The following is a 21,907-nucleotide window of genomic DNA, read 5'->3' on the forward strand; positions in this document are numbered from 1 at the left end:
ACAGCAAGCAAAGTCCAGATCGGGATCATCACCCCCCCATCCAACAGACCTGTTTTCGTTGTAATCGCTCGGGTATCACCAGAACTCCAGCGGATGATTGGCTCAGGATTTAATACGTTAATAGTTTCTCAAGGGCTGTTTGTACTTTATCCGCATTCGGCAATAATTCAGCCTCTAATGTCGAATTCAATGGAATGGCGGGAGTATCGATTGCACCTACCAGGCCAATCGGCGCATCCAGTGACTGAAAGCAGTCTCTCTGAATTCGTCCTGCCAAACCAAGTGTAAAGGATGCTTCAACGGATTCTTCGGTAACCAGCAATACCTTTCCATGTTTTTCAACAGAAGCTGCAATCGCCTCCATATCCAATGGATTAATCGAGCGTAAATCCAGGATTTCAACCTTCCCTTCAAAGTGTTTTGAAGCCTCCAGGGCCCAGTAAACTCCCCGGCCATAAGTAACCACGACACAAGATTCCCCGTCTTTGATTGCAGAATCGGTTGCTTCCTTTACGATCCGTGCCTTACCGATCGGGATGATGTAATCTTCATCCGGCTCGATAGACATTGCTCCTTCCGTTCCTGGGATTTTTGACCAGTACAATCCTTTATGTTCCAGGATCACCACTGGATTCGGGTCATAATATGCCGCCTTCAGTAAGCCTTTTAAATCCGCACCTGTAGAAGGATACACGACTTTTATACCACGAATATTTGCCAGAACAGATTCCACACTGGAAGAATGGTAAGGACCTCCTGACCCGTAGGCTCCGATCGGAACACGGATCACACAGCTCACCGGCCATTTTCCGTTCGACAGGTAGTTGGATCGTGAAACTTCTGTAAATAACTGATTCAATCCCGGCCAAATATAATCCGCGAATTGAACTTCAACAAAAGGTTTCAAGCCAACAGCAGACATTCCAACAGTAGAGCCAATGATAAAGGCTTCCTGGATTGGAGTATTAAAAACACGGTCGTCCCCAAATGTTTGGGCAAGCGTTGCCGCTTCTCTGAAAACACCCCCCAGTCTTCCGCCAACATCCTGACCATAAAGCAATGCCTCCGGATGCTCGGACATGATCTCACGAACAGCAAATAACGCACTGTCAACCATGACCGTTTTTTTCTTTCCAGCGGGTTCGCGTTCCCCTTTTTCTTCCGTAACAGGTGTCGGTGCGAAAATAAAATCCGTCACACTTGCCGGAGCCGGGTCTTCTGCATTCAAAGCCCGTTCGTAATCTTCATCTACTAACTTACGGGTATCCGCTTCAATATTGATGATATCTGCTTCTCCTTCCAGTTCACGGATAATTTCTTTCAATTTCGGATAAGGATCACGAGTTGCCGCTTCTTCCAAATCATCCCGATACCATTCTTTCCGAACACCAGATGTATGATGTCCCAAAAGCGGAACCTTTGCATGAATAATAAAGGGTCTTCGCTCTTTTCTAACAATCTCGAAAACTTCCTGAACAGTCTGGAATGACAGGTCAAAGTCACTCCCATCGATTGTTCTTACTTCAATCCCTTTGAATCCCTGTGCATAATAGCTGATATCCTGTGCTCTCGTTTCAGCAGCATTTGCTGAAATATCCCATCCATTATCCTGGACCAGGTAAACAATTGGAAACTGCTTTAAGGCCGCCATTTGAAAAGCCTCGGAAACTTCTCCCTCAGTACAGGAGGCATCTCCCAAAGAACAAACCACGATCGGATTTTCACCGTTGAAATCCTCCGCTAGCCCTGTTTTCTCTTTGTACTGAATTCCCATTGCAATTCCGGTTGTAGGAATTGCCTGCATCCCTGTAGCAGAGGACTGGTGTGGAATTTTTGGCATATCATCCCGCTTCAATGAAGGATGAGAATAATAGGTTCTCCCTCCTGAAAACGGGTCATCTTTTTTGGCAAATACCTGTAGCATCAATTCATACGGAGTCATCCCTATTCCCAAAAGAATACTGTCATCTCGGTAGTAGGGAGAAACCCAATCCTGTGGCTTTAACTGCAAACCTACAGCTAATTGGATAGCCTCATGTCCTCTGGAAGTAGCATGAACATATTTCGCAGTGATTTCCTTATTCGCTTCATATTTCTCAGCTAATGTTTTTGCAGTAGCCATTAAACGAAAGGCTTTCAACAAAACATCCTTACTAGTCTTAATAGTAGATTTCATGGTCTTCGAAAGAGTATCTGCCATTTTGGGGATTTTTTTGTAACAAAGATAAGATTCAAAAAGGAAATGAACTGAATAACAAACAGAATAATCGGCACATTTCCTGACAAAAACAAATCTTATTTTAAAATTGAAAGATATCTTTCAAGGCTTTGCCTCTCAATTTCAGCAATAAAACGGATAAAAGAATCCTTGTTTCCGGAAGTTTGAACTTCGTCAAGAGCCTCATAATAATTGTAACGAGAAGTATTATCACCTTTGATATTTGCAATCACAAAACCATTTTGCAAAAGGATCATATTCATAATTAAGCGCGCGGTTCTGCCATTCCCATCAATAAATGGATGAATGGTAACCAACCGTTCATGCATTTCGGCCGCCAATACTACGGGATGCAAATTTGATCTGTTGCGTTCATACCAAATAAAGTAATCCTCCATTTGTTTTTCTACGAGATACGGTGGCGGAGGCATGTGGTTGCTTCCTTGAATCATCACCTGAATCCTTCGATATCTCCCTGCTTCATCCTGATTAATTCCACGAAGAATCAAATTATGGACTCCCAACAGTTCCCTGCCCGTAATAATCGTATTCCTGGAAATCAGGTCTTTAACATAATGAATTGCCTCTCCATGGTTTATTGCTTCCAAATGTTCCTGCATACTTTTCCCCGAAACAGTTAGCCCTTTATTAATTACCAGATCCGTTTCGCGAAGTGTCAAGGTATTTCCTTCTATGCGATTACTTTCAAAGGTATATTCTACCTCAAGTGCTTCAGTAATCCGATGATTCTCAAACGCCCTGATCTGATCCAGTTCATTTTTTAGATTGTCAATATCGTTCAATGTTTTCTCAATGGATAAATCAGCGAATTTGCGCTCGGGATAATAACTCGCCAGCTCTTCCTGAACCATCGTTAAAACTTCACCTGCAAAAGAGTATTGTTTTACATCTTCCAGAACTTTTTGTGTCAGCCACTCTTTCATTAACTCATCCGAATCAATAGAAAGAATATTGGAAAGTTGTATCAATTGGGTCTTAGTTGGAAGCCGCTTTCCGTTCTCGAATTTACTAACGAGGGATTGATCAACACCAAGAAGACTTGCGAGCTCTCTCGAGCGCATGCCTTTTGCTTTTCTGGCATTTTTTATGAACTTCCAAATCATGATTTTAAATTACATGACTAATTTAGTCATAATTTTAAGTTGTTCCAAAAAAAAGGAGATTTTACTCTCCTTTTCTTACTTATTGTGTTCAATAATGTATTCAAGTACTTTTTGCATCAAATGAACTCTGTCTTTTCCAAGTACATTGTGTTTGTGCATCGGGTAATGAAAAAAGTCAACCTGAATTCCCAAGTCAATGAATTTCTTAATAAGGGCATCGTTGTGTTGCGGAACAACAACATCGTCCACAGTTCCGTGAATCAACAACAAATCTCCTTTTAACTTACTTGCATGGGAAAACAAAGACGCCTCTTCGTATCCTTTTGCATTTTCTTCTGGACGGTCCATATAACGTTCTCCATACATTACTTCGTAATACTTCCAATCTGTAACCGGACCACCGGCAACACCTACTTTAAAGGTCTCTGCCTGCTTTAGCATCAGGGATGTGGTCATAAATCCGCCAAAGGACCAACCGTGAACCGCAAATCGGGACGTATCCACATACGCTAGCGATCTCAAATAATCAATTCCTTTCATTTGGTCTTTGATCTCTACAACCCCCAACTGCCTGTGAATCTGGCTTTCAAATGCGAAACCACGCTCACCTGAACCGCGGTTATCCAGTGTAAATACCAGGTAGCCTTGTTCCGCCATCCAATACATCCATAAATTTGCTCCGTCCAGCCAGGAGTTTGTGATCAGTTGTGCATGCGGTCCTCCGTAAACATATACCATTACAGGATATTTTTTATTGGGATCGAAATTGCTCGGTTTGATCAGTCGTGTATAGAGAACCGAACCATCTTCCGCTTTTATCTGACCGATATCAGCCGTTCCGATTTGAACTTCTGCTAATTTATTCTTGGAAACAGCCAATGTTTTTGTAATCTTCCCGGTAATCGTTTTCAACTCCACTTTTCCTGGGACCGAATGGGAAGAGTATTGGTCAATAATGTACGTACCAGATTCGTTGATTGCAATTCCGTGGGTTCCCTCTTCCAATGTTAAGCACCGTTGTTTCCCATTCAGATCAACCGCATAAAACAAAGTGTTCAGAGGACTTGTTCCTGTTGCAGCAAATACAATTTCCTTTCCTTTATTGATTGATTGCAGAATTTCCTTTACAACAAATTTATTTGCGGTCAATTGTTTGATCAACGCTCCGTCCAATGTATAGTAATACAAATTGTTAAACCCATTTTTCTCAGAAATCCACACAAAATTATTGGAATTTGCCATCGGGAAGAATGCCGGATGTTCCGGTTCTACCCATTTTTCATTCTGCTCTTCTAACACGGTTTTAACAAAGGCTCCGGTTTTTGCATCGTACTGGTTCAACCACATATGGTTTTGCTCGCGGTTTACTTCAGCAATTAACACAAATTTTTCATCCGGCGTCCAGCTCAGGTTTGTCAGGTAACTGTCCGCAGCCCCTTTTGGTGAAATAAATACTGATTTACCTGCAGAAACGGAATAGATTCCTACTTTCGGTTTTTCAGAACCCTGACCCGCCATCGGGTATTTGATATTCATCAATTCGGCAGGAACTTTTGTAATATCCACCAACGGATATTCCTTTACGTTTGTTTCGTCTTTTTGGTAGAACGCCAGGTAAGAACCTTTTCCGGACCAAAAAATACCATCCGTAATTCCAAACTCACTTCGCGCAAAAGTTTGCCCCGAAACGATATTTTTATCCGTGTTACTTGTTACAGCAATTTTTTCTCCTTTGGAATTGACAATCCATAGATTATTCTCCAGTGTGTAAGCAACACTTCCTGTGGTCATTTCATATTCGGCACCGGCCCCTCCTTCGACCACAGAAACCAGCTTAGAACCTGTTTTTGATTTCAGGTTCAATAAGTAGTAATTGTTCCCCTCATTCACGATTAACTCATCTGTACTTTTAAATGAAAATCCGAAAAAGTTATACAATTGGGACCCCAATATCGTATTCACCTCCTGAATCGTGAAAAGCTGTTCAGGTTCGGTTCTTTTCACGGAAGCCTGGTACATGATCTGATAATTATTGCTTACATACACATACGAATCCGTTCCGGGAATCCATGTAATTGCATTGCATTGTTCATCTCTGAATGCTCGATTTTGCTGCAGTACAGCATCTGAAAGGGATAACTGCTTCTTTTGAGCAAGAGCACCCAATCCAAGGATCACAAACAATGTTAGTCCAAAATACTTATTCATAAATTAAGGTCTTTGAATGAATTTATTAAAAAACGTTTCAAGCGGTAAACCAACCTGAAAACAATGATCCAGCGTTTCCATCAAATGATCCTGCAGAATTAATTCCGCATCGAATTTTGTAAAGAAATACCACTGTTTATTTAAAATGTAAGGCTGTTTCTCTGCCTCTTCCTTAAATTCTTTAGGTGCAATTTTATTTCGTTCACCCCGAACTTCACCGAATACGTTCACAAATTCTTTATCGGTTATCAACGCATTGAACTCCTCCGGGTTGTGCGCTATCCCTTCACGCACCAAAAACAAATCCTCTTTTTCGATCTCGTAAACACCGCCGTAAACACGCACTTCTTCCGGACCGAATTCAAAGTAAACACCATGAATACTTTTGGATTTCTTCCCATTGGGCGCAACCACAGCCGAACACATTAATTTATAAGGGGTTTTATCTTTCGAGAAACGGATATCCCTGTTGATTCGAAAAATACACTCGGACGCTTTCAGATCCTTAAAAGAAGGATGCGACTTCGCCAAATGGTCGATAAATAACTGAACAAAATCTGCAAAAGGTTTTTTTACCGAATATTCGTAGCGCTTCCTGTTGAGATCAAACCAATCCTTATTGTTGTTTGCAGCCAATTCAATAAAGAAATCGAGATAGTCTTTTGTAAAATATGCCATGCGCCAAAGATACTATTTATCTAATTCGCAAAGTTGTTGATTTTATCCTTATTCGTTAAGCGGAACAATCCAGGTTCCACTAAAGTCAATCAAGCCGTATTGTTCCTGCTTTCTGACCATCAATAAGTCCCAATCCAAAAAATAAACCTCGTCATAAATTGGTATTCAAATCATCCGGACCTGGATTATCGGTGGTCAATTTATCTATTCCGTTATTGCACGAAAACAACAAAACTGCCATTAGGATAGGTAAGAATCTCATAAGGATTGCTTTAGTTCCGGTAAATGTACAAATCAATTAAAACTCACACCCCTTTTTAACTTTTTTTCGATGTGATCTTGCAATATCCTTTTCGTTATGAATTCCATATCTGTCATAAATAGTAACTTTACGAAAAAAAAACACATGGCACAAGTCTCCATAGGACACATTGAAGCAGCTATCGAAAAAGTAGATAGCCTGGACGATAATGCATTGGATAGATTATCGGAAGCACAAACAACTGCACAACCTGTCCTTTTGGGATATATTATGTCAGCAGCGCAAGAGTACCAAAACGAAGGACTGGAGAGCTTATTGATTTATTATTTCACCGTTGTACTGGAAGCTTATTCTCTGGCAGGATTACATCCGAAAACGGTAACAGACGAGCAAATCGATGCCTTTGAAGAACCGTATTTTCAATTGCTGGATGAATATTTTGAAAACGAAGACGAATCCATTTTGGAAGAATTTTCAGACCAGCCTGACCTGGTAAAATTCATGGCAATGGAAATCGGAATGGAAGATGCTGAAGGGGTAACTTTGGATGACGAAACTGCCACGCAGCTATTCATTGTCATTTTGGCAATGATTTCATTACTTTCCAGATCATTGGATTAAAACAGGAATGAAAACACCCCAGGATATTGTCAATGAAATGATGAGCAAGGATGCCTTTTCTCACTGGTTAGGCATCCGAATTCTTGAAATCGAACCCGGATATTGTAAATTATCCATGAAAGTTCGTCCGGAAATGGTGAACGGACATCAAACAGCACATGGAGGAATTTCCTATTCCATATCAGATTCTGCATTAGCTTTTGCTTCAAACAGCCGCGGGCAAAAAGCGGTAAGTATCGAAACTTCTATCGCACACATAGCACCTGTTGCAGTAAACGATGAACTTCTTGTGATTTGTAAGGAAATCAACTGTGGAAAAACAATTGGACGCTATGAGTCAATTGTTTATAACCAAAATCAAAAAATTATTGCTAGATTTAACGGAACTGTATTCCGTCATCCCGATCTCTGGTAATTTCTTAAAAAAAGTATTTTTTTACTATGCACACATAATATTATTTTGTATATTCGTGACAAGTTCACTTTATGCAAAATAAGCCCCAATACCTCATCGACTTAGATGTTCGATTAACATGGCACAAAATGTCGCGCATGTATAACCAACGAGCAAACAGCTATGGAATTAGTATGTCTGTTGGTTTTATACTCCTTCACATTGATCGGGAAGGAACTCCCAGCACACAGTTAGGTCCCCGAATGGGAATGGAACCCACCAGTCTTTCAAGGACGTTGAAGACCATGGAAGAGAAAGGATTCATTCGCAGAGAGGAAGACAAACTGGATAAGCGGATCGTACGCATTTTCCTAACGGAAGAAGGGTTAAAAGCCCGTTATATTGCGCGCGATGTAGTCTTTGAATTCAATAATAAAGTGATTGAACGGATTCCTAAAGAGCATATCGATATTTTCGAATCTGTTGTCAATCAGATCCAGGAAATTTTGGACGAGGAAAATTCAGGTACATCGGAATAAGAGAAAACGTATCTGCTGCTTTAAATGAATAATCTGCAAATCAGTTAAGCAAATTCAATAAAAAATCAATTATGAATAGACACATTAAAAAAGTGGCAATTTTAGGATCCGGAGTAATGGGTTCCAGAATTGCTTGTCACTTTGCCAATGTCGGATGTGAGGTATTGCTTCTGGACATTCTTCCAAAAGAGCCCAATGATACGGAAAAGTCAAAGGGTCTGACGCTTGAAAGCAAAGCGGTCAGGAACCGCATTGTCAATGAAGCCCTGCAATTTGCGCTCACTTCAAATCCTTCTCCGATTTATCGCAAGTCTTTCGCATCCCGGATTCAAACGGGAAACTTTGAAGACGACATGGCAAAAATTGCAGAAGTCGATTGGATCATCGAAGTGGTAATCGAACGGCTGGATATCAAACAGCAGGTGTTTGCAAATGTGGAGAAATTCCGTAAACCGGGAACCTTAATTTCTACAAATACTTCGGGAATCCCGATCCATTTGATGTTGGACGGAAGATCCGAGGATTTCAAAAAGCACTTTGCCGGTACACACTTTTTCAATCCTCCAAGGTATCTGCCTTTACTGGAAATCATTCCAACGAAAGAAACGGCTCCGGAGATCATTGATTTCTATATGTCATTCGGGTCCAAAATTCTTGGAAAGAAAACCGTTTTATGTAAAGATACGCCGGCATTCATTGCGAACCGGGTCGGTGTTTACAGCATTATGGCTTTGTTCCACACCGTGGAGGAAATGGATCTTACGATCGAAGAAGTCGATAAATTAACAGGTCCTGTTTTGGGAAGACCCAAATCGGCAACATTCCGCACTTGTGACGTGGTTGGACTGGACACCCTGGTTCATGTGGCGAACGGACTAAAAGAAAACTGCCCGAATGACGAAGAAAATGCATTATTCGAGGTTCCTTCCTTTGTGCAGAAAATGGTTGATAATAATTGGCTCGGAAGTAAGACCAAACAAGGTTTCTTCAAGAAAACCACTGATACCGATGGCAAAAAGGTTTACCTGGCTTTAAACCTGAAGACCATGGAATATGAACCAAGTAAAAAAGTTTCTTTCCCTACTTTGGAACTGACCAAAGCCATTGACGATTTGGAACAACGCACCAAAATGTTGTTCATGGGAATGGATAAAGCCGGAGAATTTTACCGTAAGACGTTCGGCGGCTTGTTTGCATACGTTACCAATCGGATTCCGGAAATCTCCGATGACCTGTATAAAATTGATGATGCGCTCAAAGCAGGATTCGGTTGGGAATTGGGTCCCTTTGAAACGTGGGACATCCTGGGCTTTAAACAAGGAAAAGAACTGGTTGAAAAAGCCGGAAAAAAATTACCTGCCTGGGTCGATGAAATGGAAGCATCCGGATTTACTGCTTTTTACAAAACGGAAAACGGAAAACGCCTGTATTACAATCAACAAAGCAAGTCCTACGAAATCATTCCGGGGACAGAAAATTTGGTCTCACTTCAGGCATTGCGAGCTTCCAATAAAGTTTGGGGAAATTCGGATACTACATTGGTAGATCTGGGAGACGGAATTCTCAACCTGGAATTCCATACTAAGATGAACACCATTGGCGGCGGCGTGATTGAGGGAATCAACAAATCCATCGAACTGGCTGAAAAAGAATACAAAGGCCTGGTCATTTCAAATACAGGTGCAAACTTTTCAGCCGGTGCGAACGTGGGAATGATCTTCATGATGGCAGCCGAACAGGATTATGACGAATTGAATTTTGCTGTAAAAACCTTCCAGGATACCATGATGCGTGTCCGGTATTCCAATATCCCGGTAATCGTTGCTCCCCACAACATGGCCTTAGGAGGAGGCTGTGAACTTTCCATGCATTCGGACAAAGTAGTTGCACATGCAGAGCTTTACATGGGCTTGGTTGAATTCGGTGTCGGCCTGATTCCAGGAGGAGGTGGTTCCAAAGAATTTGCAAAACGTTTTTCGGAGGAATTAAAAGAGGGGGATATCAAAATCAACCGTTTGCGTGAACGCTTCCTTTCTATTGGTCAGGCAAAGGTTTCCACCTCTGCTTACGAAGCGTTTGATTTGGGTTACCTGCGTACCGGAACTGATGAGGTGGTCGTTTCCCGCGAATATCAATTGACAAGGGCCAAAGCTGCAGCCTTGGAATTGGCAAACAAAGGATACATTGCGCCAAAAAGAGAAAAGAACATCACCGTTCTCGGACAAGAAGGACTCGGGATTATTTATGTCGGGGCAAACTCTATGAAATCCGGACATTACATGTCTGAGCACGACCAGGTAATTTCAGAGAAACTGGGCTGGGTAATGTGTGGTGGCGACCTGAGTGAAAACACACTTGTTTCCGAACAATATTTACTGGACCTGGAACGAAAAGCATTCGTCGAATTGTGCCAGCAGCGCAAAACATTGGAACGATTGGAAAGCTTGGTGAAATCAGGAAAGATTTTGAGGAACTAAACGCTTCCCTCCTTTGAAGGGGGACCAAAGGGGGAGGTCACCCTCCTTTATCCTCCCTCAAGGGAGGAATTAGATTAATCAAAAAAGAAAACAACATGTCAAACAAAGCATATATCGTAGCGGGATTCCGCTCAGCAGTTGGAAAAGCAGGAAAGGGAGGATTTCGGTTCTTCCGTCCCGATGATTTAGCAACCCGAGTAATTGAACATTTGGTTGCCAGCGTTCCACAAGTAGAAAAAACACGTATCGATGACGTCATTGTCGGAAATGCAACTCCGGAAGCGGAGCAAGGATTAAATGTCGGGCGCTTGATCTCTTTAATGGGATTGAAGACGGATAAAGTTCCCGGGATGACGGTCAATCGCTATTGTTCTTCGGGTTTGGAGACCATTGCACTCGCCCAGGCGAAAATTGAAGCCGGAATGGCAGATTGCATCATCGCCGGTGGAGTAGAATCTATGTCTGTAATGCCCATGGGCGGATGGAGAATTGTTCCGAATCCGAAAGTAGGAAAAGAAAACCCGACCTGGTATTGGGGAATGGGACTGACTGCCGAAGCCGTCGCAACACAATTCAACGTAAGCCGGGAAGATCAGGATCTTTTCTCACTAAAATCACACGAAAAGGCCTTAAAAGCTATTGCAGAGGGAAAATTCAAGGAAGACATCGTCCCGATCGAAGTGGAGAATATCTTTTTGGATGAAAACGAAAAAAGACAGACTAAAAAGTTCCTTGTCGACACGGATGAGGGACCACGGGTTTCTACCATGGAGGGATTGGCAAAATTACGTCCCGTTTTTGATGCGATGGGAAGTGTAACAGCCGGTAACTCCTCTCAAACGTCCGACGGTGCAGCTTTCGTAATGGTGATGTCGGAGAAAATGGTGAAAGAATTAAACATTGAACCGATTGCCCGTTTGGTCAGTTATGCCGTTGTAGGTGTGGAACCGAGAATCATGGGAATCGGGCCGGTAGATGCCATCCCGAAAGCATTGAAGCAGGCCGGTATGAATCTGAATGACATCCATCTCTTTGAATTAAACGAGGCATTCGCATCCCAGTCTTTGGCAGTAATCCGTGAGGTGGGACTGAACCCGGATATCGTGAACGTAAACGGCGGAGCAATCGCTTTAGGTCACCCGCTGGGATGTACCGGAGCAAAATTGACTGTTCAGATCATGAATGAATTGCGCAGAAGAAAGCAAAAATATGGCGTGGTAACAATGTGTGTCGGAACCGGACAAGGAGCTGCAGGAGTGATTGAGCTATTGAAATAAGTTAACAAGTCATTAAAAAAACGCCATTTGTCCTTTGATGAATGGCGTTTTTCCTGTTATAATTTTTTAAAAACGCAAATGCAACTGGCTTTTTCTTAATTTCGAAAGAAATATGGACAATACGCCTCAGAAAATAGCGAAAGTACAAATGACCAGCCACGCGCTGATCATCGCTTCCATTCTGGTTATTATCCTGTATTTGGGACGAAGTCTGATCATCCCATTGATTTTCGGGATCATTTTATGGCTCCTGATGCGGAAGATCCGTTCGCTTTTTTACATCATCGGATTCGGTGACAGGTGGTTTCCCAAATGGTTAAAAACACTTCTGAGTTCAGCGATTCTTTTTTCATTGGTTTGGGTGATCGGCATGATCTTCGAACGCAACATCCAGGAACTCATCAAATATTCGGATATCTATGGGAAGAATTTTACCACGATTATCCGGGAATTCGACAGCTCTTCGGCTTATAAAATCGAAGATATTGCGAAAAGCTTCAATTCCAATGATCTGATCAATCAATACATGGCCTCGGTGATCGCTTCGCTTCAAACCATTATTTCGAACGTCATCATCGTCCTGATTTACATGTTGTTCATCATTATGGAGGAATCATCTTTCAAGCATAAAGTAAGAGCCCTATTCCCAAACCCGGCTGCATACGATGAACGCCTGCTGGTTATCAGACGCATTGAAAAAGCGATCACGAATTATTTGGGGATCAAATCACTCATTGCCCTGATCGCATCGACGATCTCCTATTCCATTTTTACGTTAACCGGGTTGAATGCTCCTTTCTTCTGGGCACTACTAGTTTTCATGTTCAGTTTTATTCCGTTTTTCGGAGTCCTGATCAGTTCATTCCTGCCCGCTTTGTTTGCCATCATTCAATTTGCCGGATACAGCGAATCGCTGATTATTCTATTCAGTGTGGGATCGATCCAGTTCATTGCCGGAAATATTATCGAACCGAAAATCATGGGAAACACCATGAACGTAAGTCCTCTTGTAGTCATCCTGTCTTTGGGATTTTGGGGATTCATCTGGGGATTGCCCGGAATGTTCCTGAGCGTTCCGATTACCGTGATCATGGTCATCGTTTTTTCGAAATTTCAATCGACGCGGGGAATCGCGATCATTCTTTCTGAACGAGGAGAAATTGAACATTAATGAAAACTGTTCTAATTACATATTTTACATTGTTTTCTTTGTTTTCAGTTGCTCAATTCGAAAATGAGAATGAGCAAAAAACCGTATTCGGCGGAACGTATGTGATTGCAAAAAATGCTGCCGGACAAGTCGGGATCAAATCGAAAGACGGAAAAGAAGTCGTACCATTAGTTTACAACAAGATTATTGAAAACAGCCTTGGATTATTCGTGTTTAAAGTCAACAAATCCAATGGTTACGAACGCTCCTATTCCCTGGGGTATTACAACAAACAGTTCAAGCAAATCCTTCCTTGTCAATACGGCAGCCTGTTTGCACTTGAGGGTGGATTGATCATCGCATCTCAGAATTCGGACAAGAAATTCGGATTAGTCGATACAATCGGCCGGATCATCATTCCTTTTGAATACGAAGAAATGTCAGCACCGAGTGAAGGATTATTTCTCACCAAGCTGGACGGAAAATTCGGATACATCAACAAGAAAAACAACATCGTTATTGATCACGAATTCACCTACGCCAGTCCATTTTCCCAAGGCCTGGCAGCAGCCAGTAAATCCAAATTAATCGGCTTCATCAACCGAAAGGGCGATTTTGTGATCAAAGAACGATTCACTTCCGCAGATGATTTCGCCTATGGTTATGCCCAGGTCTTTTTCTACAACCAAACCAGCGTGGTCAATTCGGACGGAGAAATTCTCTTTCCCTTCATTTTTAGAAGTATTCACTCGGTAGGCAACGGTCAGTTCGTATTTGAAGCAAATGAAAACCTCCGGAATACACTGGAGACCACACTTCCGAAATTGCAAATTGCGCAAAGACTGGAAGAACTTTCACAATACGACTCATTAATCACAACCATGGACTCAGAGATTGATTCGGAAATCCTGGAAGAGAAGTTTATGGGAGTTATGAATGCGATCGGGCAATTGATCGGTGGAAACGAATTTAAACAAGTGATTCATCTTCATTCGGAAGGAACACAGCAATTGTATGCGGTCCAAAAGAAATCAGATGCAGAAAACGAAAACAGCAACTACCATTTTGCCCTAATGGATGAAAACGGAAGAATCCTGACCGAATACCGCTTTTTTGACGTGAAACCGGATGAAAAAATAGTGATTGAAGAAACTGAAAAAGGATTTGTGAGCTATCATGTTGATCCGACCGGGAATCTAACCAAGGTGGAAGAGTAAATCGCGCTAATCTGCTGTTGCAGATCTTATCGAAAGCTCTGCTTTCTCTTATTTATTTCTTACACCGGGATCTTTCTTCTCTTCTACCATTTCTGAGGGAACTTTCCGCGGTTCCAGCAATTCTTGCCAGGTTTTCGGCCGAAGTAACGGGTTCCACTTAAATTCCTTCAGGAATTGTTCTTCAGGGTTGATCTTATCGATCGGATAAAATTTCCCGTCAGGTTGATTGATGTAGGTGATTCCAACCACTTCCCCGCTATCCAGGTAAACCTTCAGATCGGTTGAATAAATGCGGTTTAATCCCATACGTTTCACCACAACAGCAGAATCCGTCTTTTCTTCCTCTTCCGGGTAAAAAATGGTTTTCGCCTGACCGTTTACATCCGAACGTACCAACTCATTGTTCTTAAAATAGGACCAGATCTCTTTCCCGGACAATTGATTATAATACCTGCCGGAATCCAGTTCATTTGCAGCGAAAGCATGCGGATAAAGATGCGCTTTATCGATCAGTGTATCGTTTTTAATAAACACCCGGATCGTGTCGCCGATCAATTCGGAATTGTAACTCCAGAAATGCGCATTTCCCCACAAATCCATGATACTATCCGTTTTTTTATAATCCAGTGAATCAGCTACACCCTGAATCTTGTTTTGAAAGATCCGCACATCCCTTCCTCCACGAATTCGCAGCGTTTTTTCCAGTGTATCGCGCAAGTGAACCAAGGTATCAGCCCGCAGGAAAAGCGTGTCTTTTGATTTCATGATCCGGATCAGAGGATAATCTGTTAAAACATCCGTTAGTGTCTTTCCGTCAGAAGTAAAAAAGCCCGCATTGAATTGTACTTTTTGAGCCGTATCCAGCATCTGGACATTTCCCCTTCCTTCGGCAAATTTTCTTTTCGGAGCATAATACAAACTGTCCCCGGTAATCACCCTCGGTATCTGTTCGATTTTCGCATGACTGGTGAGCAATCCTTCTTCCGTTTCTACATGATACCAGCCCTTGTCGCAATAAAATTTCGCGTCTTTGGTAGTACCAACTGTAGGGCCGTAAAAAAACACTTTATGGACCAGGTAATTGTAATGCAATGTATCCGTGGTCAGTTTCAGCTCATCGCTTTTGTAAACGACATTTCCTTTAAAAAAGGCTTCTTCCGTATTGGGGTAAAAATAACCATACACACTTGTGAGCACCTCATTGGTAGTAATGTTTTCAAGGCGTCCTTTATTTCGGTAAATGGCTTTTGAGCTTCTTGCGTCGTAATCCAGAGAATCAGTCGTCAGTTTGTACTCCCTGTCACGAATCCGTACATGTCCCCACAATTTTGCCAGGCGTGTTTTTCCATTGTAATACATCGAATCGCAAAACAAATTCAGTGTATCGGCTTTGTTGATCTGTACCTTTCCGTAAGCCCACACTTCTCCCGTCCGTTCCTTGTAATGCGCCGAATCACAAAACATCACATTTCCCTGGTACTTAAAGTTCAGGAATCCGGTCAGACGCTGCTTTCCGGTTTTATCATCATAGGAAAGTTTTTTTGCGCCGGGTAACAATTCCAGCCAGGATCCCTGCCCATATGAAAACTGCGCGCACACAAAAATTGCGCTTAAAGAAAGCGCAATTCGATAAAGGTATGTATTGAATAATTTCAATTATCTCGTTGCCAAAGTTTGTTTGCGGTCCGGTCCTACCGAAACGGTTTTTACGGGCACTTGCAAATGTTGTTCCAAATAGTTGACATAATTTTTCAATGCTTCCGGAGCATCCGCAAACGAAGACAATCCTGTCAGGTCCTTATTCCATCCCGGGATATCCTCGTAAACAGGCTCAATCGTTACTCCGTCAATATCGTATGGCATGTAATCCTGCTCCACGCCGTCCACTTTGTATTTCGTACATGCACGGATCGTGTCAAAAGTATCGAGAACATCTGCTTTCATCATGGCCAATTCAGTCACTCCATTGATCATGATCGCGTATTTCATTGCCGGAAGATCGATCCATCCACAACGACGTGGTCTTCCCGTAGTGGAACCGAATTCTCTTCCTTCCTGGCGGATCTTTTCCCCCACTTCATCCTCCAATTCCGTTGGAAAAGGTCCTGAACCGACACGCGTACAATACGCTTTGAAAATCCCGATCACATCCCCGATTTTCGACGGTGCGATTCCCAACCCGGTACAGGTCCCTGCCGTCACCGTATTCGAAGAAGTAACAAAAGGATACGTTCCGAAGTCGATATCCAGCATAGTTCCCTGGGCTCCTTCCGCCAGGATCTTTTTGCCGGACTTCATGGCTTCGTTCAGGTATTGTTCGCTGTCCACAGCTGTTAATCCTTTCAGGATCTCTACACCTTCCATCCACGGACCTTCCAACTCGGCCAGGTTGTATTCAAATCCTTCATAATGTTTCAGCATATTCAGGTGTTTTTCAACCAGGGCCGCATATTTCTCTTTGAAAGAAGGCAGGAAAATATCTCCCACACGCAACCCGTTTCTACCGGTTTTATCCATGTAAGTAGGCCCGATCCCTTTCAGGGTGCTTCCGATCTTATTTTTTCCTTTGGAAGCTTCAGAAGCCGCATCCAGTAACTTATGGGTCGGTAAGATCAAATGTGCTTTCCGGGAAACGATCAGGCGCTTCTTAATATCGATGTTGAACGGAGCCAGTTTTTCCAATTCTTTTTGGAATACAACCGGGTCGATCACCACTCCGTTCCCAATTAAATTGATCACATTTTCATGAAAAATTCCGGAGGGAATGGTATGCAAGACATGTTTTACACCTTCGAACTCAAGTGTGTGACCGGCATTGGGCCCACCCTGAAAACGAGCAATAATATCGTATTGAGGAGTAAGAACATCTACAATTTTTCCTTTCCCCTCATCTCCCCATTGTAATCCTAAAAGAACATCTACTTTCATTTCTCTTTATTAAATTTTGCTTCAACTTCCTCTGTCGAATTGAAGCAGCTAAAAATTTCGTTTAATTTGGATATTTCGAACAACTTTTTGACCGTCGGCTGTAAATTCACCAATACACAATCCAATCCGGTCTTCCTTGCCCGGGTAAGGATCCGCACAAAGAAATTCAAACCGGTACTATTGCAATATTCCAATTTAGAACAATCGCACAAAACGGCTTTCAAATCTGCGGATACTGATTTTTCGATTTGATCAAGTGCATCTGACAAGCCTTCATCGGAAATAATTCTTCCTGAAATTTTGACCAATACAAAATTCGATGACTTCGTTATTTCAAAACGGGTACTCATTATTGATTTTGTTCATTCTCTTCGTTTCTGACTCCGTAGAAATAAAGTGAATGGTGTTGAATTTTAACCCCGAAGATTTCCTCGATTGTTGCTTTGATACTTTGTACTCTCGGGTCACAGAATTCAATGACTTCACCGGTATCGGTAAGGATCACATGATCGTGTTGTTTGGACCCGTGCGATTTTTCAAATTGTGCCAGGTTTTTACCGAACTGGTGCTTTCTAACTAAGTTACAAGCCAGTAACAATTCAATTGTATTGTACAATGTTGCTCTGGAAACGCGGTAATTTTGGTTCTTCATTTTGATATACAGGGATTCGATATCAAAATGCCCCTGATAGTTATAAATTTCAGCCAGGATAGCAAAGCGCTCGGGAGTTTTCCGGTGCCCGTTCTGCTCCAGGTATGCTGAAAAAATGTTCCTTACCGTTAACTGCAGATCTTGTTGTTGCATCTGACAAAGTTGAAAAGGCAAAAGTAGTCATTTTTTTCTTTTGAAGCACCATCATTCCGGCTCTTGACGAGAAGTTTTCAACGAATTATGAAGCTTTTTAACAGTATCGGGAAATCCGATGGAAACGGGCTGTTTTACCTTGTCTAAGAAATGTATGAAACTCTTAGAAACAAAGGGCTGTTCCCGCTATTGCGAATTCAGAACGAATCAGTCCTCTTTCGTGTCGTAGCGCTCTACCCGCTTCACTCCCTCCACCTGCTCAAACTTGCGCATCAGCGTATCCAAATGCTCCGTATCGTAAACCAATACATGGATCTTCCCTTCAAACAAGCCATCGTTTGCTTCAAATGAAATCGATTTCATGTTCACATTTAATTCTTTTGAAATGACTTCGGTGATCTTGTTCACAATCCCCACATCATCAATACCGATCAAGCGAATAGCCGCAACGCGTGCAACCAGGTCCTGGCTTCTCCAGCGCGCCTTGATACAGCGGTAAGCCATTTTGGATTGCAAATGCTCCGCATTCGGACAATTGTTCCGGTGAATTTTGATTCCTTCCGAAATGGTAATGAACCCGAATACGGGATCTCCCGGAATCGGATTGCAGCAACGGGCCATTTGGTATTGGATATTTTTGAAGTCCTCCCCGATAATGATCGTATCGTCCTTTTTATTGATTTTCGGATAAACGTCCAGTTCGTGTTTATCCTTATGCACCGCAGGTTTCTTTTCAAGTTGGATCAATCCGTTTACATTTTCCAACTCCCGCAATTTGGATAAATCCACTTTTCCTTTCGCAATGCGGATATAAAGATCGGTTGCAGAGGAAAACCCATAAAAACGCTCCAACACCGTAATGTTCTCGGATTTAAAACGAATGTGCAGCTGTTTGAACTTCCGTTCCAGGATTTCACGTCCGTCTGCAGCAATTTCTTTGCGCTCTTCGTTTAGTGCAGATTTGATTTTCTGGCGTGCTCTTGCCGTTCCCGCCAAACGCAGCCAGTCTTCAGATGGTTTTTGTTTCGACGAAGTGATGATTTCCAGCTGATCCCCGTTTTGCAATTGGTAACTCAACGGCACCAGGCGGTTATTCACTTTTGCCCCAATGCATTTATTCCCGATGTCGCTGTGGATGTCATAGGCAAAATCCAGGATGGTAGCTCCTACGGGAAGCACCCGCAAATCCCCTTTGGGAGTAAATACATAAATTTCTTCGTGGAACAGGTTCATTTTGAACTCTTCTACGAAATCCATTGCATTCACATCCGGGTTTTCCAGCAAATCGCGGATTTCCGAAATCCAGCGATCAAATTTACTGTCGTCCTTTTGGTTTTCTTTATACCGGTAATGCGCCGCGAGTCCTTTTTCTGCAATTTCATCCATCCGCTTGGTACGGATCTGTACCTCCACCCATTTCCCTTGCGGAGACATCACCGTTGTATGCAAAGATTCGTAACCATTTGCCCGGGGAGTGGAAATCCAATCTCTCAAGCGGTCCGGACTCGGCTGGTAAAAATCGGTCACGATCGAATACACCCTCCAGCAATCCGCCTTTTCCATCTCGATCGGTGTATCCAAAATGATGCGGATCGCAAAGAGGTCGAATACTTCTTCAAAGGGCAGGTCCTTGCTTTGCATTTTCCGCCAGATGGAGGAAATGGACTTGGTGCGCGCCTTGATATCGAAATGATATCCTTCCTTATTCAGTGCTTCGCGAATCGGGTTTACAAACCGGCGAATGAAACGGTTCCGGACATCTTCGGTAGACTTCAGCTTGAGTTGAATATCCCGGTAAATTTCTGTTTCCGTATACTTCATAGCCAAGTCTTCCAATTCCGTTTTAATGGAATAAAGACCCAGGCGATGCGCCAATGGAGCGTACAAAAATTTGGTTTCCGATGCGATCTTGATCTGCTGTTCGGAACTCATACTCTCCAAGGTACGCATGTTGTGAAGCCGGTCTGCCAGTTTGATGAGCACCACACGCAGGTCGTCCGAGATCGTTAGGATCATTTTCCGGAAGTTTTCCGCCTGAACCGAAGTATTCTGATCAAATACGTCCGGGATCTTGGTTAGTCCGTCAATAATTCTTCTGGCTTTTTCACCGAACAGATCTTCAATATCCTGCAGGGTAATGTGTGTATCTTCAACGGTATCGTGCAACAATGCACAAGCAATGGATGTGGCTCCCAATCCCATTTCTTCGGCACAAATGCGCGCCACGGCAATGGGGTGATAGATATAAGGCTCGCCCGATTTCCGGCGCATATCTTTGTGCGCTTCCACGGCAACATTAAAAGCTTTTCGAATGTAGGCTGTATCCTGGCGTGTTCTGTTCTTTGTTGCTCTTAAAAGTCCTTTAAAAGCACTTAGTATTTCTAATCGTTCTTTTTCTAAATCTATCTGGGCTTCCATATCCGTTGCGGAATCAATCTTTTAAGATACAAAAATAGCCGAAAATAACCAGTCTTTTCATCTCCTTTTAGGAAGTGTTAACATTAGGAAGTTAATTGAAAATGACGTCAGGATATTAGGACATCAGGATACCAGGACTTCGTTCACACGTTGCAATGTGAATTCCAGTCTTAACATCTTAAAATCCTGATTCTGATAGCTATCGGAACTTAAAATCAAAAAAAAAAATCAATTAACTTCGTATTTCAGTCGAATCGTAATATTGGCCGTTTTCTTCTTGGAACTGGTATTGAAATTCCCACCCCAGGAAAATTGCTCGGAAGAATTTTCTCCCGTAATCTGGAACACGCCCATATCTGCTGTCTTCAGTTTCCCTAAGCTGCCACCGGCGTTCAAAGCAATCTTCTCAGCCCTGTTCTTCGCGTCTTTTGTTGCCGACTCAATCATTTTCACTTTCAATTGCGCCAGTTTGGTATAATAATATTCCGGCGGAAAAGAATTCAGTTCCACTCCCGCATCGATCAATTCGGTCACTTCCCGGGAAATGTTCTCCACTCTATCCACATTTTTGGACTGTACCTTCAAATTTTGAGTCAATTGATAACCGTTGAAAACCGTATTGCGCAATTGTCCGTTCTGATCGTAATCATAGAAAAAATCCTTCTGGATATCTACCGCTTCAAAGATCAGCTCGTCCGATTCAATTCCTTTTGAAGACAAATATTTCCGGATTGCCTGCTGGTCCTTGTTCAGTTCACTGTATGCTGTTTTCAGATCGTAGTCTTTTTTGGAAAAACTCCCTCTCCAGACAATCAGGTCGCTGGTAAAATTCTCTTCCCCTGAACCCGTCACGCTAATCGCATCAGCAGTTTTGGATCGGTTCTTATAACCGTTTGCCAATAAAAATCCAGTGACAATAACCGCAAAAGCAATAATAATTGTATTCAAGTTTTGTTTCATAACCGCTTGGTGTTGATTTTAGCGAATATAAAAAAAGCCCGGTAAAAACCAGACTTCCAGACTATAAAACTCAAGATTTCTATTTCGATTTTTCGAAGGTTAGTGTATACACTTCTTTTTCGTCACCGAATTCTGTACTGATTTCAGTATATTCGATCTTCAGGGTCTTTTTTGACTCCTCTAAAATCTCCCAGATCGTTGTGCTTCCATTCTCCGTTAATGATAATTGCTTATCTGTATTCGTCCATGTTCCCACAGAAACCGATGCATCACCGTCTGCATTGAATGTCCATGTATAACTTCCTCCTTTCTTAAACTCAACAAATCCGGCATTTGTATAGTTTGTTGTGCCGTCTAAAACACCATTCTGATAATATTTATATTCATACAGCGTGTTGTTCCACTTTCCGCTTTTGGAATACAAGTGTTTTTCGATACTTTTTTCTTTGGAACAGCTGCTGAACCCAACTGCAAAAACAGACAATACAAGCAGTAATTTGGTTACGTTTTTCATAAATTGATTTTAATTTTTGCCAAATCTACGATTAAAAAAATAATCTCAAAATGATTAGAACTAACCATCCGGTTTATTCCCATAAGAACGAAACAAAAAAGCCCGGCTGGTATTGCC

The 21,907-nt window shown here is 42.3% G+C and carries 18 protein-coding genes; 7 read left to right on the forward strand and 11 right to left on the reverse strand.

The genetic code is table 11. The annotated features are described in order from the left end of the window. Positions 1 to 109: 109 nt before the first annotated feature. The 4 genes from FO442_RS17920 to FO442_RS17935 all read right to left on the reverse strand — a co-directional run bounded on the left by FO442_RS17920 (position 110) and on the right by FO442_RS17935 (position 6,228). Complete coding sequence (locus tag FO442_RS17920) at positions 110 to 2,200, reverse strand: alpha-ketoacid dehydrogenase subunit alpha/beta (RefSeq protein ID WP_222102009.1); 2,091 nt, start codon at positions 2,198 to 2,200, stop codon at positions 110 to 112. Positions 2,201 to 2,295: 95 nt separating this feature from the next. Beyond that, a complete protein-coding gene (locus FO442_RS17925; RefSeq protein ID WP_246073880.1) occupies positions 2,296 to 3,342 on the reverse strand; it encodes a Fic family protein in 1,047 nt (348 codons plus the stop codon). Positions 3,343 to 3,417: 75 nt separating this feature from the next. Further along, on the reverse strand, positions 3,418 to 5,550 hold the full coding sequence (locus tag FO442_RS17930; protein WP_144334590.1) for a S9 family peptidase: 2,133 nt from the start codon (positions 5,548 to 5,550) through the stop codon (positions 3,418 to 3,420). A 3-nt stretch (positions 5,551 to 5,553) separates the two neighbouring features. Further along, positions 5,554 to 6,228: a DUF2461 domain-containing protein gene (locus FO442_RS17935; protein WP_144334591.1), complete on the reverse strand. Its 675-nt coding sequence runs from the start codon at positions 6,226 to 6,228 to the stop codon at positions 5,554 to 5,556. 406 nt (positions 6,229 to 6,634) lie between these two features. Between FO442_RS17935 and FO442_RS17940 the strand changes: the two genes are divergently transcribed. The 7 genes from FO442_RS17940 to FO442_RS17970 all read left to right on the forward strand — a co-directional run bounded on the left by FO442_RS17940 (position 6,635) and on the right by FO442_RS17970 (position 14,165). Then, positions 6,635 to 7,111, forward strand: a complete 477-nt coding sequence (locus FO442_RS17940; protein ID WP_144334592.1) for a hypothetical protein — start codon at positions 6,635 to 6,637, stop codon at positions 7,109 to 7,111. A 7-nt stretch (positions 7,112 to 7,118) separates the two neighbouring features. Beyond that, a complete protein-coding gene (locus tag FO442_RS17945) occupies positions 7,119 to 7,526 on the forward strand; it encodes a PaaI family thioesterase (protein WP_144334593.1) in 408 nt (135 codons plus the stop codon). Positions 7,527 to 7,663: 137 nt separating this feature from the next. Beyond that, positions 7,664 to 8,044: a MarR family winged helix-turn-helix transcriptional regulator gene (locus tag FO442_RS17950; RefSeq protein WP_246073881.1), complete on the forward strand. Its 381-nt coding sequence runs from the start codon at positions 7,664 to 7,666 to the stop codon at positions 8,042 to 8,044. A gap of 71 nt (positions 8,045 to 8,115) precedes the next feature. Further along, the gene (locus tag FO442_RS17955) at positions 8,116 to 10,521 is read left to right on the forward strand and encodes a 3-hydroxyacyl-CoA dehydrogenase/enoyl-CoA hydratase family protein (RefSeq protein WP_186280247.1); all 2,406 of its coding nucleotides are present in this window, start codon (positions 8,116 to 8,118) and stop codon (positions 10,519 to 10,521) included. A 95-nt stretch (positions 10,522 to 10,616) separates the two neighbouring features. After that, entirely contained in the window at positions 10,617 to 11,798 is a 1,182-nt protein-coding gene (locus tag FO442_RS17960) for an acetyl-CoA C-acyltransferase (protein WP_144334596.1), read from the forward strand. Positions 11,799 to 11,910: 112 nt separating this feature from the next. Next, positions 11,911 to 12,969 (forward strand): AI-2E family transporter, encoded by a 1,059-nt coding sequence (locus FO442_RS17965; RefSeq protein ID WP_144334597.1) that lies wholly within the window; start codon positions 11,911 to 11,913, stop codon positions 12,967 to 12,969. Next, positions 12,969 to 14,165: a WG repeat-containing protein gene (locus tag FO442_RS17970; RefSeq protein ID WP_144334598.1), complete on the forward strand. Its 1,197-nt coding sequence runs from the start codon at positions 12,969 to 12,971 to the stop codon at positions 14,163 to 14,165. The genes FO442_RS17965 and FO442_RS17970 overlap by 1 nt, the downstream gene beginning before the upstream one ends. Positions 14,166 to 14,213: 48 nt before the next feature. Here FO442_RS17970 and FO442_RS17975 read toward each other — a convergent pair whose 3' ends face one another. From FO442_RS17975 to FO442_RS18005, 7 genes are all read right to left on the reverse strand, one after another. Beyond that, on the reverse strand, positions 14,214 to 15,764 hold the full coding sequence (locus FO442_RS17975; protein ID WP_186280250.1) for an OstA-like protein: 1,551 nt from the start codon (positions 15,762 to 15,764) through the stop codon (positions 14,214 to 14,216). Positions 15,765 to 15,821: 57 nt separating this feature from the next. Continuing rightward, on the reverse strand, positions 15,822 to 17,093 hold the full coding sequence (locus tag FO442_RS17980; protein WP_144334600.1) for an adenylosuccinate synthase: 1,272 nt from the start codon (positions 17,091 to 17,093) through the stop codon (positions 15,822 to 15,824). Further along, positions 17,090 to 17,443 carry an STAS domain-containing protein gene (locus FO442_RS19075; RefSeq protein WP_144334601.1) on the reverse strand — a complete coding sequence of 118 codons (354 nt, stop codon included), beginning with the start codon at positions 17,441 to 17,443 and terminating at the stop codon, positions 17,090 to 17,092. The genes FO442_RS17980 and FO442_RS19075 overlap by 4 nt, the downstream gene beginning before the upstream one ends. Continuing rightward, positions 17,443 to 17,898 carry a Fur family transcriptional regulator gene (locus FO442_RS17990; protein ID WP_144334602.1) on the reverse strand — a complete coding sequence of 152 codons (456 nt, stop codon included), beginning with the start codon at positions 17,896 to 17,898 and terminating at the stop codon, positions 17,443 to 17,445. The genes FO442_RS19075 and FO442_RS17990 overlap by 1 nt, the downstream gene beginning before the upstream one ends. A gap of 207 nt (positions 17,899 to 18,105) precedes the next feature. Next, on the reverse strand, positions 18,106 to 20,316 hold the full coding sequence (locus FO442_RS17995) for a RelA/SpoT family protein (protein WP_144334603.1): 2,211 nt from the start codon (positions 20,314 to 20,316) through the stop codon (positions 18,106 to 18,108). 228 nt (positions 20,317 to 20,544) lie between these two features. Beyond that, a complete protein-coding gene (locus FO442_RS18000; protein WP_144334604.1) occupies positions 20,545 to 21,276 on the reverse strand; it encodes an SIMPL domain-containing protein in 732 nt (243 codons plus the stop codon). A 79-nt stretch (positions 21,277 to 21,355) separates the two neighbouring features. After that, entirely contained in the window at positions 21,356 to 21,790 is a 435-nt protein-coding gene (locus FO442_RS18005; RefSeq protein ID WP_144334605.1) for a hypothetical protein, read from the reverse strand. Positions 21,791 to 21,907 lie beyond the last annotated feature (117 nt).

The organism is Fluviicola chungangensis (genome assembly GCF_007558725.1).
Classification (GTDB): domain Bacteria; phylum Bacteroidota; class Bacteroidia; order Flavobacteriales_D; family Crocinitomicaceae; genus Fluviicola; species Fluviicola chungangensis.

Excerpts from the sequence above, each read along its gene's own strand:
- FO442_RS17980 (WP_144334600.1), bottom strand. The coding sequence starts at position 17,093 with ATGAAAGTAGATGTTCTTTTAGGATTACAATGGGGAGATGAGGGGAAA.
- FO442_RS17950 (WP_246073881.1), top strand. The coding sequence starts at position 7,664 with ATGTATAACCAACGAGCAAACAGCTATGGAATTAGTATGTCTGTTGGT.
- FO442_RS17995 (WP_144334603.1), bottom strand. The coding sequence starts at position 20,316 with ATGGAAGCCCAGATAGATTTAGAAAAAGAACGATTAGAAATACTAAGT.
- FO442_RS18005 (WP_144334605.1), bottom strand. The coding sequence starts at position 21,790 with ATGAAAAACGTAACCAAATTACTGCTTGTATTGTCTGTTTTTGCAGTT.
- FO442_RS18000 (WP_144334604.1), bottom strand. The coding sequence starts at position 21,276 with ATGAAACAAAACTTGAATACAATTATTATTGCTTTTGCGGTTATTGTC.
- FO442_RS17940 (WP_144334592.1), top strand. The coding sequence starts at position 6,635 with ATGGCACAAGTCTCCATAGGACACATTGAAGCAGCTATCGAAAAAGTA.
- FO442_RS17965 (WP_144334597.1), top strand. The coding sequence starts at position 11,911 with ATGGACAATACGCCTCAGAAAATAGCGAAAGTACAAATGACCAGCCAC.
- FO442_RS17990 (WP_144334602.1), bottom strand. The coding sequence starts at position 17,898 with ATGCAACAACAAGATCTGCAGTTAACGGTAAGGAACATTTTTTCAGCA.
- FO442_RS17945 (WP_144334593.1), top strand. The coding sequence starts at position 7,119 with ATGAAAACACCCCAGGATATTGTCAATGAAATGATGAGCAAGGATGCC.
- FO442_RS19075 (WP_144334601.1), bottom strand. The coding sequence starts at position 17,443 with ATGAGTACCCGTTTTGAAATAACGAAGTCATCGAATTTTGTATTGGTC.
- FO442_RS17930 (WP_144334590.1), bottom strand. The coding sequence starts at position 5,550 with ATGAATAAGTATTTTGGACTAACATTGTTTGTGATCCTTGGATTGGGT.
- FO442_RS17960 (WP_144334596.1), top strand. The coding sequence starts at position 10,617 with ATGTCAAACAAAGCATATATCGTAGCGGGATTCCGCTCAGCAGTTGGA.
- FO442_RS17955 (WP_186280247.1), top strand. The coding sequence starts at position 8,116 with ATGAATAGACACATTAAAAAAGTGGCAATTTTAGGATCCGGAGTAATG.
- FO442_RS17935 (WP_144334591.1), bottom strand. The coding sequence starts at position 6,228 with ATGGCATATTTTACAAAAGACTATCTCGATTTCTTTATTGAATTGGCT.
- FO442_RS17920 (WP_222102009.1), bottom strand. The coding sequence starts at position 2,200 with ATGGCAGATACTCTTTCGAAGACCATGAAATCTACTATTAAGACTAGT.
- FO442_RS17925 (WP_246073880.1), bottom strand. The coding sequence starts at position 3,342 with ATGATTTGGAAGTTCATAAAAAATGCCAGAAAAGCAAAAGGCATGCGC.
- FO442_RS17970 (WP_144334598.1), top strand. The coding sequence starts at position 12,969 with ATGAAAACTGTTCTAATTACATATTTTACATTGTTTTCTTTGTTTTCA.